The sequence below is a fragment of the Pseudomonas fluorescens genome, from assembly GCF_004683905.1.
In the GTDB taxonomy this organism is placed as follows: domain Bacteria; phylum Pseudomonadota; class Gammaproteobacteria; order Pseudomonadales; family Pseudomonadaceae; genus Aquipseudomonas; species Aquipseudomonas putida_A.
In genome coordinates this window covers 210,591-223,049 of sequence record NZ_CP038438.1, presented here as the reverse complement: position 1 = coordinate 223,049, position 12,459 = coordinate 210,591, and the positions used below count along the sequence as shown (strand labels likewise).

Annotated in this window: 11 protein-coding genes and 1 tRNA gene; 2 read left to right on the top strand and 10 right to left on the bottom strand. The window is 61.4% G+C overall.

The genetic code is table 11. From position 1 onward, the window contains the following. Window positions 1–123: 123 nt before the first annotated feature. The 3 genes from E4T63_RS00970 to gabD all read right to left on the bottom strand — a co-directional run bounded on the left by E4T63_RS00970 (window position 124) and on the right by gabD (window position 4,381). The gene (locus E4T63_RS00970) at window positions 124–1,335 is read right to left on the bottom strand and encodes a response regulator (protein WP_135294713.1); all 1,212 of its coding nucleotides are present in this window, start codon (window positions 1,333–1,335) and stop codon (window positions 124–126) included. 140 nt (window positions 1,336–1,475) lie between these two features. Beyond that, a complete protein-coding gene (gene gabT, locus E4T63_RS00965; RefSeq protein WP_003220503.1) occupies window positions 1,476–2,753 on the bottom strand; it encodes a 4-aminobutyrate--2-oxoglutarate transaminase in 1,278 nt (425 codons plus the stop codon). A 185-nt stretch (window positions 2,754–2,938) separates the two neighbouring features. Beyond that, a complete protein-coding gene (gene gabD / locus E4T63_RS00960; protein ID WP_007963502.1) occupies window positions 2,939–4,381 on the bottom strand; it encodes an NADP-dependent succinate-semialdehyde dehydrogenase in 1,443 nt (480 codons plus the stop codon). Between the two features lie 443 nt (window positions 4,382–4,824). Here gabD and E4T63_RS00955 point away from each other — a divergent pair. After that, window positions 4,825–4,901 (top strand) — tRNA-Arg (locus tag E4T63_RS00955). Between the two features lie 76 nt (window positions 4,902–4,977). On the opposite strand, the gene E4T63_RS00950 is transcribed toward E4T63_RS00955, so the two are convergent. The 5 genes from E4T63_RS00950 to E4T63_RS00930 all read right to left on the bottom strand — a co-directional run bounded on the left by E4T63_RS00950 (window position 4,978) and on the right by E4T63_RS00930 (window position 8,806). Further along, window positions 4,978–5,208 carry a hypothetical protein gene (locus E4T63_RS00950; RefSeq protein WP_007963505.1) on the bottom strand — a complete coding sequence of 77 codons (231 nt, stop codon included), beginning with the start codon at window positions 5,206–5,208 and terminating at the stop codon, window positions 4,978–4,980. Between the two features lie 56 nt (window positions 5,209–5,264). Beyond that, window positions 5,265–5,864, bottom strand: coding sequence for a hypothetical protein (locus E4T63_RS00945; protein WP_135294712.1), 600 nt, complete (start codon window positions 5,862–5,864; stop codon window positions 5,265–5,267). Next, window positions 5,861–6,442, bottom strand: a complete 582-nt coding sequence (locus E4T63_RS00940; protein WP_372241215.1) for an RNA polymerase sigma factor — start codon at window positions 6,440–6,442, stop codon at window positions 5,861–5,863. The genes E4T63_RS00945 and E4T63_RS00940 overlap by 4 nt, the downstream gene beginning before the upstream one ends. Before the next feature lie 29 nt (window positions 6,443–6,471). Next, window positions 6,472–8,157: a vWA domain-containing protein gene (locus E4T63_RS00935; RefSeq protein WP_135294711.1), complete on the bottom strand. Its 1,686-nt coding sequence runs from the start codon at window positions 8,155–8,157 to the stop codon at window positions 6,472–6,474. An 88-nt stretch (window positions 8,158–8,245) separates the two neighbouring features. Next, the gene (locus E4T63_RS00930; RefSeq protein ID WP_098966595.1) at window positions 8,246–8,806 is read right to left on the bottom strand and encodes a YbhB/YbcL family Raf kinase inhibitor-like protein; all 561 of its coding nucleotides are present in this window, start codon (window positions 8,804–8,806) and stop codon (window positions 8,246–8,248) included. Between the two features lie 139 nt (window positions 8,807–8,945). On the opposite strand from E4T63_RS00930, the gene E4T63_RS00925 reads away from it, so the two are divergent. Beyond that, complete coding sequence (locus E4T63_RS00925; protein ID WP_135294710.1) at window positions 8,946–10,469, top strand: FAD-dependent oxidoreductase; 1,524 nt, start codon at window positions 8,946–8,948, stop codon at window positions 10,467–10,469. 103 nt (window positions 10,470–10,572) lie between these two features. On the opposite strand, the gene pgaD is transcribed toward E4T63_RS00925, so the two are convergent. Further along, window positions 10,573–11,106 (bottom strand): poly-beta-1,6-N-acetyl-D-glucosamine biosynthesis protein PgaD, encoded by a 534-nt coding sequence (pgaD, locus tag E4T63_RS00920; protein WP_135294709.1) that lies wholly within the window; start codon window positions 11,104–11,106, stop codon window positions 10,573–10,575. Then, window positions 11,103–12,458 carry a poly-beta-1,6-N-acetyl-D-glucosamine synthase gene (gene pgaC, locus E4T63_RS00915; protein WP_007961454.1) on the bottom strand — a complete coding sequence of 452 codons (1,356 nt, stop codon included), beginning with the start codon at window positions 12,456–12,458 and terminating at the stop codon, window positions 11,103–11,105. Before pgaC ends, pgaD begins: the two co-directional genes overlap by 4 nt. Window position 12,459: the final 1 nt, after the last annotated feature.

Below are 12,459 nucleotides of genomic sequence, written 5' to 3'. Positions count from 1 at the left end.
CCCAAATATCCAATGTGGGAGCGGGCTTGCTCGCGAAGGCGGTAGGTCATTCAGCATTTATGTTGGCTGATACACCGCCTTCGCGAGCAAGCCCGCTCCCACAGGGTTTTGTGAAAAGTCAGATTACTTACGCATCCGCATCAATTCCGGCAGCCCGATCTTCAGCAGTCGCGCCGTACGACTCCTCGCCAGTTCCTCAACGCCCTCATGCTCGGTCAGACGGGCCATCTGCGCCGCCATGTTCATCACCAGCGCCTCACGGGAATAGACCCCACCACCGAGCTGGTAGACCGACGCAATCAACTCACGCAGCTCCAGCGGCAGGCGCCAGCGTGTACGCAGCGCCGAACCGTAGGCCGCGCTAAACTCCGCCAGCGCGTCACCGACCTCTTCCCACTCATCCAGCTCGCCGCCAGCCTGCTTCCACTCCTGCAAACAACGCAGCAACGCCAGGTCACCGAGACGATGCAGCATGCCCGCGCAGTAGCAGCGCTCCTGATCCAGATCGAGCAGGCGCGCCAGGGTGCGGGCGTATTCCGCCGTGTGCAGCGACAGCCCCCAATAGCGCTCGGCGTAATCCGCCAGGCACGGGTCACTGAGTCTGGCGCTGCGTTTGAGCGCCAGGCCGAGGATCAGGTTCATGCTCTGCCCGGTGCCGAGGCGGTGCAGCGCCTGCCCCAGGGTCTGCACCGCCACACCATGATGCTGCGCCGCACTGTTGGCGGCGGCGATCAGCACGGCGGTGATCTGCGGATCGGTGCGGATCTCTTCTTCCAGCAGCTTCAGATCGAGGCCATTGGGGTTGAGGCTGCGTTTGACCGCCACTTGCACATCGGTCATCAACGGCGCGCCATCGGCCTGCTCACGACGCCGCTCAAGGAACACCGACAAGGTCATGCCCGGCGCCAGCGTCGGCACTTCGCAGAACACCTCTTCACCCGCATTCAGCAGCAAACCCTGCAGCCGCTCGGTCAGACTTTCCATGTTCAGCGGTTTGGTCAGATAGGCCGTCGGGGCCAACGGGATGGCTTCGCGCACGCTGGCGCTGTCGTTGCGACTGCTCATCAGAATGAACGGCAGCGGCGGATTGCGTTTGCGCTGGCGCACGCTGCGCAGCACGCTCAAACCATCAATGCCCGGCAACTCCCAATCGACAATGGCCAGGTCATAAGGCACTTCGCTGAGTAACGACATGGCTTGCTGGCCATCGGCACACAAGTCCAGCCGCGCATCACAGCGCACGTTGAGCAACACTTGTTTAAGCAGGTCACGAGACCATGGATCGGCCTCGGCAATCAGCACTCGGGGTACAGCGGGTAAATCAACGGCGGTCATGCGCGCTCTCCCTTGCAATGCCTGAACCTTAGCCAATGCTGGCCTATCGATACAGCGCAAAAGCGTTTGATGTGTATCAGGGGCATAAAAAAACCCGCCGAAGCGGGTTTTTTGTCGAACGGATCACACAGCGCCGGGGCTTACAGCTCCGAGAAGCACTCTTCGATGATCGCCAGGCCTTTGTCCAGTTGCTCGTCCGGCGAGGTCAGCGGTACGAGAACGCGCAGCACGTTGCCGTAGGTGCCGCAGGACAGCAGGATCAGGCCCTTGTCGCGCGCCTTGGCCACCACAGCCGCAACGGCGGTCGGGTTTGGCTTGTGGCTGTCGCCGTTTTCGAACAGCTCGACCGCGATCATCGCGCCCAGCGCACGCACTTCGCCGATCACCGGGTACTTGGCCTGGATGGCCTTCAGACCGGTTACCAGACGCTCGCCGACAGCCTTGCAGCGGTCCAGCAGCTGCTCTTCTTCGAACACTTCCATCACGGCCAGCGCCGCAGCGCAAGCGATCGGGCTACCGGCGTAGGTGCCGCCCAGGCCGCCTGGAGCGATGGCGTCCATATATTCGGCCTTGCCGCAGACACCGGCCAGCGGGAAGCCGCCAGCGATGGATTTGGCGAAAGTGGTCAGGTCGGCAGCAACGCCCATCTGTTCCATGGCGAAGAAGGTCCCGGTACGGCCAGCACCGGTCTGCACTTCGTCAGCGATCAGCAGGATGCCGTGCTGGTCGCACAGGGCACGCAGACGCTTCATGAATTCTTTCGGCGCGACGTAGAAACCACCTTCACCCTGCACAGGCTCGATGATGATCGCGGCGATGTCTTTCGGCTCGGCGTCGTTCTTGAAGATGCGTTCGATGGACGCGATCGAATCGTCGATGCTCACACCGTGCAGTTCGTTCGGGTACAGCGCACGGAAGATGCCGCCTGGCATCAAGCCCATGCCGGCCGAGTAAGGCACGACTTTACCGGTCAGGCCCAGGGTCATCATGGTGCGACCGTGGTAAGCGCCGGTGAAGGCGATCACACCGGCACGGCCAGTGGCGGCACGGGCGATTTTCACGGCGTTTTCCACGGCTTCGGAACCGGTGGTCACCAGCAGGGTTTTCTTGGCGAAATCACCTGGCACCTTGGCGTTGATCTTTTCGCACAGCTCAACGTACGGCTCGTAGGCCAGTACCTGGAAGCAGGTGTGGGTCAGCTTGTTCAGCTGTTCGGTCACGGCGGCGATGATTTTCGGGTGCACGTGGCCGGTGTTCAGCACAGCGATACCGCCGGCGAAGTCGATGAATTCACGACCTTCAACGTCAGTCACAGTAGCGTTCTTCGCCGACTCAGCGAAGATCGGGTGAATCTGGCCAACACCACGTGGAACAGCTGCGGTACGACGGGCCATCAGTTCAGCGTTAGTCTTGCTCATTACAGTCCTCATTCACCGCTCATCGGGCGGCGTGGTTCAAGGATTAAGCGGGAGAAATCGGCGGTGGCAGCATGCGATGATCGACTGCCACGGCGTTCCCGGCCGCAGAGAAAATTCCGGTTTGAAACGACGCAAAGTGACAGCGCTCTCGTGCCCTTTGCGTTTACAGCGATCCCTGTCCCGGCTTAGATGCCCAGGCAGAGGTATTTGATTTCCAGGTAATCCTCGATGCCGTACTTGGAGCCTTCACGGCCCAGGCCCGACGCCTTGATGCCGCCGAACGGCGCGACTTCGTTGGAGATCAACCCGGTGTTGACGCCGACCATGCCGTATTCCAGGGCTTCCGCCACACGGAACACGCGGCCCAGGTCACGAGCGTAGAAGTAGGAGGCCAGACCGAACTCGGTGTCGTTGGACATCGCGATCACTTCGGCTTCGTCTTTGAAGCGGAACAGCGGCGCCAGCGGGCCGAAGGTTTCTTCCTTGGCGACAGCCGCGTCTTTCGGCACGTTGGTCAGGATGGTCGGCTCGAAGAAGTTGCCTTCCATCGGCTTGCCACCGGCCAGCACGGTGGCGCCTTTGGCCACGGCGTCAGCGATGTGCTCTTGCACCTTGGCCACGGCTTTTTCGTCGATCAGCGGGCCAGTGGTGGTGCCTTCTTCCAGACCGTTGCCGATCTTCAGCTTGGCGACGGCCACTTTCAGCTTCTCGGCGAACGCGTCGTAGACCGAATCCTGAATGTACAGACGGTTGGCGCAGACGCAGGTCTGGCCGTTGTTGCGGTATTTGGAAATGATCGCGCCTTCGACGGCCTTATCCAGGTCCGCGTCGTCGAACACGATGAACGGCGCGTTGCCGCCCAGTTCCAGCGAGACTTTCTTGATGTCCTTGGCGCATTCCGACATCAGCTGACGGCCGATTTCGGTCGAGCCGGTGAAGGACAGCTTGCGCACGATCGGGTTGCTGGTCAGCTCGCTGCCGATGTCGCCGGCGCTGCCGGAGACCACGCTGAACACACCTTTAGGGATGCCGGCCCGCTGCGCCAGTTCGGCCAGGGCGAAAGCGGAGAATGGGGTTTGCGACGCTGGCTTGAGCACCATGGTGCAACCGGCGGCCAGCGCAGGGCCGGCTTTACGGGTGATCATCGCCGCCGGGAAGTTCCACGGGGTGATCGCGGCGGTTACGCCGATCGGCTGCTTGATCACGATCAGGCGCTTGTCCGGCTGGTGGCCCGGGATCACGTCACCGTAGATACGCTTGGCTTCTTCGGCGAACCACTCGATGAACGAAGCGGCGTAAACGATTTCGCCCTTGGCTTCGGCCAGCGGCTTGCCCTGCTCGAGGGTCATCAGGCGCGCGAGGTCGTCCTGGTTCTCGATCATCAGTTCGAACCAGCGACGCAGCTTGCCTGCACGCTCCTTGGCGGTCAGTGCACGCCAGGCCGGCAGCGCCTTGTCGGCGGCTTCGATGGCACGGCGGGTTTCGGCAGCGCCCATCTTCGGCACGGTGCCGAGGATTTCGCCGGTGGCCGGGTTGTTGACCTTGATCGTCTGACCGTTGTCCGCATCGACCCAAGCGCCATCAATGAAGGCTTGCTGGCGGAACAACTGGGTGTCTTTAAGCTGCATGTCGGCTTTCCTTAACAGCACCGCGGCCTGCGCGGAGCAAAATTATGATTGTAGAAAGGCGCCTCGCAAGGCTGCCGTCAGGGAAATCATCTACCGGGTGAGGCGCAGCGATCGTGCGTTATTCACAGCATCTGCGCATCCACACCCCGTCAAAGAGCGTTTGAAATCTCAAACGGATCGTAGGAGCAAAGGGGGTAAAGGACAATAGGTCGTTCGAAAAAAAGAACAAAAACCCAGCGTTTGCTGGTTTTTTCAGATCAACGCGCAAAAAGCCCCGGCCGCAGCCAAACCATAGATCAGCCAGGAAAAAGCGCCAAGCGAGGGTTTTGCAGGACGTTACAGCTTTAAGGAATGCAGCGTTTCACACCGACACGCGCACTGACAAAACCCGCCAAAACCCGGCATGGACGCCCCGAGCCGACCTAGGTATGATGTCGCCCGCTGCACCAGTAGCTCAGCTGGATAGAGTACTGCCCTCCGAAGGCAGGGGTCGTGGGTTCGAATCCCGCCTGGTGCGCCATGAATTGAAACGAGAAAGCCCCGGACTGTGATGTTCCGGGGCTTTTTTGTGGGCGCAGTGTTTCATGCGACGACGGTCACTCCGTCGTCCAGTCAAACTCATCGTAATCGTCGTCTTCCTCTTCTTCCCCAACCTCCTCAAAAACCTCGTCTTCTTCCACGACGTCTTCTTCCGACTGGTTCAGCAGAAACTCCTTGCGCGCCTCGGTAATCGCGCGCCGCATCTCCTCGCCCTTCTGCGGGCAGTTGAGGAGTTGGGCGATGCGGTCGATTTTTGCTGCCACTTTGTTCTCCAGCGCTTCAGCCATGGCCCGATAGTGCGCGTTTTTGCCGGGCAATGCCAAATGGCTGGGTGAACAAGCGGTCAGTTCTGGCGGATTTTTTCGAGTCGCCGGTCGAGGTCCACGCCGGGGTAGCGTTTGTGCAGGTTGTTGTATAGCGCGTCAGCGGCTTGCGACTGACCGGAGTCGCGCAGGCGCAGGACTTCGCGCAGTTGCGTGTCGAGGCCGTTGGCCGGGGCGGCGGCGCGTTTGCCGAGGCTGGCTTCATCGGCGCTGATCGAGTCGCTTTGCATCGGCGCGGCCATTTCCATCATCGGCGCCGGCGCCGACATGGCCGCAGCGGGTGGAGCGGGCAGTGATTGCGCTTCGGGGGCTTGTTTGCGCGCCAGTGGTGCAGCCGGTTTGGCCGCCGGGGCGAAGTCGAATTGCGCTTGCGGCTCGGGGGCACGTTGCACCAGCGACAACATCAGTGCCACACCGACCAGGCTAGCAAATGCGACCTGCCAACGCGGTTTCTGGCAGGCCCGCAGCCAGCGTTGCCACAGGCCTGGCTTGGGCACCGGTGTTTCGCGGAGAGCAGCCTTGAGGATGAACGCATCAAGGTGCGCCGGCGGTTCAACATTGTGCTGTTCGCGTACATGTTTGATCACAGATTCTTCGGGTGTCTGGCGGGCGTCAGTCATGTCAGTACCTCCTCGGCCAGCAGCCGACGCAGTTTATGCTGGGCGTAGCGCAAGCGGCTCTTGACGGTTTCCAGCGGTGTTTCGGTGAGGCTGGCGATTTGTGCCAGGTCGAGGTCGCCGTGGGCACGCAGCAGGAACACTTCGCGCTGATCGGCAGGCAAGGTTTGCAGAGCGCTTTCCAGGCGCTGGCTGTCGCGGCTGAGGTTCAGCAATTGTTCGGGATCGTGGGTCTCGTCGCCAATCTCATGCAGCTGTTCGTCGTAGCTGTCGTGCAGCGACTGATGTGCGCCGTGTTTGCGCCAGTGATCGATCAGCCGATTGCGCGCAATCTGGAACAGCCATGTACGAAACGTCGCCCGGCCCTGTGGCTGACTGGTGCTGCGGATCAGGCTCAGCCAGGTGTCCTGAAAGACTTCGTCAGCCAGTTCCGGTTTGCCGCTCAATCCAAGCAGAAACCGATACAAACCCTGACGATGGCGCGCGTACAGAATCTCGAACGCCGCGCCGTCGCCCTCGCGATAACGCGCCAGCAGCGTTTCATCGCTGCTGGCGGCCGCGCTGTCTGGCGTAGCAAACAGCTGACTGATGAAGCCTTTCAATCGGCTCACTATTCAATCCGTCGCTCAGTGGGCATCGCATTCGATGCGGTTGAGGCGCGCAGGCTTTGCGCCAGTTCCACCAGTTGCACGAACTCGTTGCGCAAGCCGAAGCGGTCGTCGCCCCGAGCGCCACGGGCCAGGGTTTCGGTGTCCTTGAGGCTGAAGTCGCCGGTGTAGCGAGCGTCCTTGAGCTGCTGGGAAAACGCCGCCACCGCCGCCGCGAAACGCAGGTCCTCACTGGCCGGTGCGACCTGATTGGCAATCGGCCGCTCGATCAGCAGACTTTTCCCACCTTCAGGCTGCTGATAACGCACACGCAGCATCGCCAATTCTCCATCCTTCGCAGCAACCACCTTCTCCGATTTACCGTAGCGCAGCGGTTCCAGCCAGCCCTTCTCACCTGTCGGAACAATTTCATACAGCGCGGTCACCGTGTGTCCTGCGCCGACTTCACCGGCATCGACTTTGTCATTGCTGAAATCCTCACGCTTCAAGGCGCGGTTTTCGTAGCCAAGCAGGCGATATTCACTGACCTGCGCCGGGTTGAATTCCACCTGCAATTTGACGTTTTTTGCCACCACCGCCAGGGTCGAACCGAGTTGATCCACCAGCACTTTGCGTGCCTCGCGCAGGTTGTCGATGTAGGCGTAGTTGCCGTCGCCGGCGTCAGCCAGTTGCTCCATCAAGTGTTCATTGTAGTTATCCACACCGAAACCCAGGGTGGTCAGGGAAATCCCGGTTTTGCGTTTATCCACAGCCATTTGTTTGAGGCTGTCGAAGTCGCTGACGCCGACGTTGAAGTCACCGTCGGTGGCCAACAGGATGCGGTTGATGCCTTTGGGAATGAACGCCTGCTGCGCCATTTGATAGGCCAGTTCGATGCCCGACGCGCCAGCGGTTGAACCGCTTGCGGTCAATTGCTCGATGGCTGTGCGAATTTTGGCTTTCTCGTGTCCGGACGTTGGCTCCAGCACCACACGGGATTCGCCGGCATACACCACCAGCGACACCCGATCCTGTTCGCGCAACTGATCGACCAGCAGTTTCAATGTGCTTTTGACCAGTGGCAGCCCTTCGCGGCGATCCATCGAGCCGGACACATCCACCAGAAACACCAGATTCGCCGGGGCCAGCTCCGCCACAGCCCGGTCAGAGGCCTTGATGCCGATGCGCAGCAGGCGGGTGTGCGGATTCCACGGGGTGGCGGCCAGTTCGGTGGTTACGCCGAAGGGCGAACCATCGGTCGGCAGCGCATAGTTGTAGGGAAAATAATTGACCAACTCTTCCAGCCGCACCGCGCCTTCCGGCGGCAGGCGTCCCTGATTGAGCAAACGCCGGACATTGGCGTAGGCGCCGGTATCGACGTCAGCGCTGAAGGTCGAGACCGGAGCCTCGTCCACGCTGTGGATCGGGTTGTCGGCTAGCGCCTGATATTGCTCGCGCTGTTCGTCACGATAGCCTTGTGAATAACTTTCCGGGGCCGGCATCGCCGCGAAACTGGCCATCGGCGCCGGTCGCGCACTGCGCTTGGCCATGGCGCCATCGGCGATCAGCGCCTCATGCTGAATCGACGCCTGTGGCTGGGCCGGCGCCGGAACGGCAGCCGATTCGGGATTGGAAGACACGCCGCAACCGGCGACGGTCAACAACACACCGACGGCAACGGGTCGCAGAAAAGGCAGGGAGCGGGACATGGGGGCTGACCTCGGGATGAAAGTGATCCATTCATCCACTGAGACGGGCAGCCCTTTCAGATCGGGTTAAACCCCGCTGAAAATTTTTTCAGCGGTGATAACGCCGTACCACGCTGCTGTTACGCAATACGTGGCCTTTGATTTTGTCCATCAGTTCGGCGCGGGTCAGGCCGGCTGGCAAGGCGTCCGGGGCCAGATCCAGGGCGTAAATCTGAATGATGTAGTGGTGGGCGCTGTCGCCAACCGGTGGGCACGGCCCGATGTAATGGGTGGTGCCTTTGGTGTTGGTACCGCCCATGCCTTCGAGATTGGATTTGGCGCCGACGCCAGCAGGGATCTGCCGGGTGGTGGCCTTGATGCCGTAGTGAATCCAGTGATCGACGCCAGCACCTTTCTGACCGTCCGGGTCGTGCATGACGATCGCGTAGCTCAGGGTGCCGGCAGGGCCCGCATTCCAGGCCAGCGCCGGCGACTGGTTCTTGCCACCGCAACCGGCCGCATCACTCGCGGCGGCCGAGGTGAACAGGCGGTTGTCCGAGACACCGGGGATGTCGAGGGTAAAGCGCTCGGCCGCCTGCGCCGGAAACTGCACGCAAAGGGCGACGGCGACGGCCGCCAGCCAAGGGTTGAGAGAGGTCAATCGGGTCATTCCGGGAGTACCTTGTGCAGTTGGGCCTTCGTCGGCCTGCAAACTATAGCTGTACCGTTCGTAGCTTGGCAGTGGCAATTGGCTGAACCTCGCACGGCGGCGCAAACTCGTAAGAGAAATGCCTGTCAGGAGCACGAACATGAGCCTGCACCGTGTCGCCCGTGTCGCCGATGTCCCCGAAGACCGTGGCCTGCAAGTCGAAATCGGCGAGCGCAAGATTGTTCTGCTCCATGCCAATGGCCAACTGCGCGCATTTCAAGGCGAATGCCCACATGCCGGGGCGCCACTGGCTGACGGCGCGTTGTGCAACGGACGCCTGATCTGCCCGTGGCACAAAGCTGCGTTTCGTGTCGAAGACGGTGCGCTGTGCGAGCCGCCGGCCCTCGACAGCCTCAAGCGTTATCCGCTGGAGTTACGTGGCGATGAGGTCTGGGTCGATGATCAACCGCTGCCGGATGCGCACACGCCGCCGGCCGATGATCCGCGCATCTTTGTGATTGTCGGCGCAGGTGCAGCGGGCACGGCATGTGCGGCGGCTCTGCGGGAGAAAGGTTTCGGTGGCCGGATCATCATGCTCGACCGCGAAGCGGAGGCCGGTTACGACCGCACGGTACTGAGCAAATTCGTCCTCGCCGGCGAGATGCCGGCGCAGGAAACCCCGCCGCTGCGCGATGAAGATTTTTATCAAGAGCAGCGCATCGAACGCCAACAAGGCGAAATCACTGCCCTCGACGCCTCAGCGAAAACCCTGCATATGCACGACGGCCAATCCCTGCGCTTCGACGCGGCAGTGCTCGCCACCGGCGCCGAGCCCAATCCGCTGCAACTACCCGGCGCCGACCTGCCGCAGGTGTTCGTTCTGCGCTCGAAAGCCCAGGCCGAACAGATCATGCGCACCGCCAAACCCGAGCAGCGGGCGCTGATCATCGGCGACAGCTTTATCGCCCTCGAATGCGCCTCGGCCCTGCGTCAGTTCGGCCTCGACGTCACGGTCATCGCCCGCCACGCCATTCCGTTTGCCGCGCAATTTGGCGAAGCAGTGGGCAGGGCGATCCGCGCGCTCCACGAACAACACGGGGTGAAATTCATCACCGATCACGAAGCCCGGGAAATCACCGGTGATGGCAAAGTCGAGGCGGTGCTGCTGGACAACGGTTTGCGCGTTTCGGCGGATCTGGTGCTGGCGGGGGTTGGTGTGCATCCGGCCACAGAAGCGTTCGCTTCGCTGCCAAGGGAGAAAGACCAGTCACTGCGCGTCGATGCCGGTCTGCGGGTCTGCGAAGGTCTATGGGCGATTGGCGATATCGCCACGTTCACCCTGAGCGGCCAGCCGCAACGCATTGAGCATTGGCGCCTGGCCCAGCAGCACGCACGCATCGCTGCCGCCAACATGTTGGACGCCGATGAGCATTATCTGGATGTGCCGTTTTTCTGGACCTGGCACTTCGGCAGGAACTACGACTACCTGGGCCACGCCAGTCAGTGGGATGAAATCGAGTTCAAGGGCGAGCCCGAGCATCCGCCCTTTATTGGCCTGTTCGGCCACAACGGCGTGGTTGTTGGCGCTGTGGCATGCGAGGAAGAGCGGGCCATGGCGATGCTGGCCGAGCGGATGAAACAGCCGCTGACGATGGAAGACGCGTGGGAACTGATTCGCTGCTGAATGCTGAACAATGTAGGAGCTGCCGAAGGCTGCGATCTTTTGATCTTTAAAATCAAGATCAAAAGATCGCAGCCTTCGGCAGCTCCTACAGGGGAGTCGTTGTTCAGGTGGGGCGATTCACCGGGTCGCGATTGTCATCATCCTCGGCGTGCAGAAAGATCACCCGTGGGTGTTCCGGCGGCGCCAGTGGTGGCGGCAACTCCGCTGGCTGCAGCGGACGGAAGTTCAGCACCACATGGCTGATGTCACCCTCTTGATCGTTATGAATGGTCATCACCCCGGGCGTGCGCAGCTTCTCCAGGCGGTCATCGCACAGGCGGAAGCTCTTGCTCAGCCCTTCATCATCGACCACCGGTGCCGGCAAGCGACGCTGGGCGAAGCTTCTGCTTTTGCGCTGCTGATAACGCGCCCAACCAATCAGGATCACTGCGTTGACCAGCGCCACCCACAGGTAGATCTGCAACGTACCCAGAGCCTCGAATGCCGAATTGTCGATGCGCGGCCCACCGGCGTGGGTCTCGATCAACGGCCACAGTCCGCGAATCAGCAGAAACAGCAGGCCGACCCAGGCCAGCACGGTGAGGACCACATCGACCACCACCAGGAAGGGCCGCTGCCGGGTCCGGATGATTTTCATTTGATGACCTCCTCTTCGTCGTCGCCAACCGGCTTGATGCCGCGGTCAGGGCTGACCCAGCGTGCACGCTTCTGATGCTGACCAAACAGCACTTTGGGGAAACTGACCAAGGTGGTGAGCAGGCTGACCAGCCAGAACGCGATCGGATACCAGACCACCCAGAACATGGTTCGGCCCAGACCCGGTTCATAGCGCCGGTCGATGATGATGCTGACCGCGAATTGCACCAGGCAGACGAAGGCCAGCAACAGACCGGTGAACGCCGGGGGCATCAAGTGATGCACGGCAATCGATTCCGGCATGACCACGAACTTGCCCACGCCCCAAAAGATCACCGACAGCAGGAAGGTGAAGGCCCACCCGGTCGACAGGCAGTATTCGAACAGCAGCGGCCACAAGTAACGATGGCGGTACTGCCAGATGCCGCGAATGTTCTTGAACAGCACCTCGGCACCGCCTTGGGCCCAGCGCAGTCGCTGCTTCCACAGACCGCGCAGGGTTTCCGGCATCAGGATCCAGCACAGCGCGCGCGGCTCGTAGAAGATGCTCCAGTGATCGAGTTGCAGCTTCCAGCTGATGTCGATGTCTTCGGTGATCATGTCCGGGCTCCAGTAGCCGACCCGGTTCAACGCGGTACGACGGAACGCGACGATCACCCCGGACACGGTGAAGATCCGCCCGAACACCCGTTGCGTACGCTTGATCAGACCGATGATCGACGAGAACTCACCGACCTGCACCCGCCCGACCAGGGTCGAACGTGTGCGAATCCGTGGGTTGCCGGTCACTGCGCCAAGCCGCGCGTTGTCGAGCATCGGCGCCACCAGATAGGCCGCCGTGTTCGGCGCCAGCAGCGCGTCACCGTCGATGCACACCAGATATTCGCTGCGCGCAGCAATCGCACCCATGCGCAGGGCCACAGCCTTGCCCTGGTTTTCTGCCAGATGCAGCACGCGCAGGCGTGGGTCTTCCTGGGCGAGCCGGTCGAGCACTTCGGCGGTGTTGTCCTTGGAGCCGTCGTTGATCGCGATGACTTCGATGTTCGGGTAGTGCTGGGCCAGCGCCGCGTGAATGGTGTCGGCAGCGTTTTCGCCTTCGTTGTAGCAAGGGATCAGGATCGAGATCAGCGGCTCGCCTTCCAGTGGCGGCGGCAAAGTGTCGTCCTTCCATGGCCAGTGGCGTTCCCAGTGCAGCCAGAAATACAGGCCGCCGGCAATCCACAGCCCGGACATGAACAACGGGTAGAAGAACACGAAGTCCATCAGGAACTGCCCGGTGACCAGGAAGATCAACCCCAGCGGCACGCCGAGGACGAGCGCCAGAACAAGCAGGGCTAACAGTCTATCCAGCATG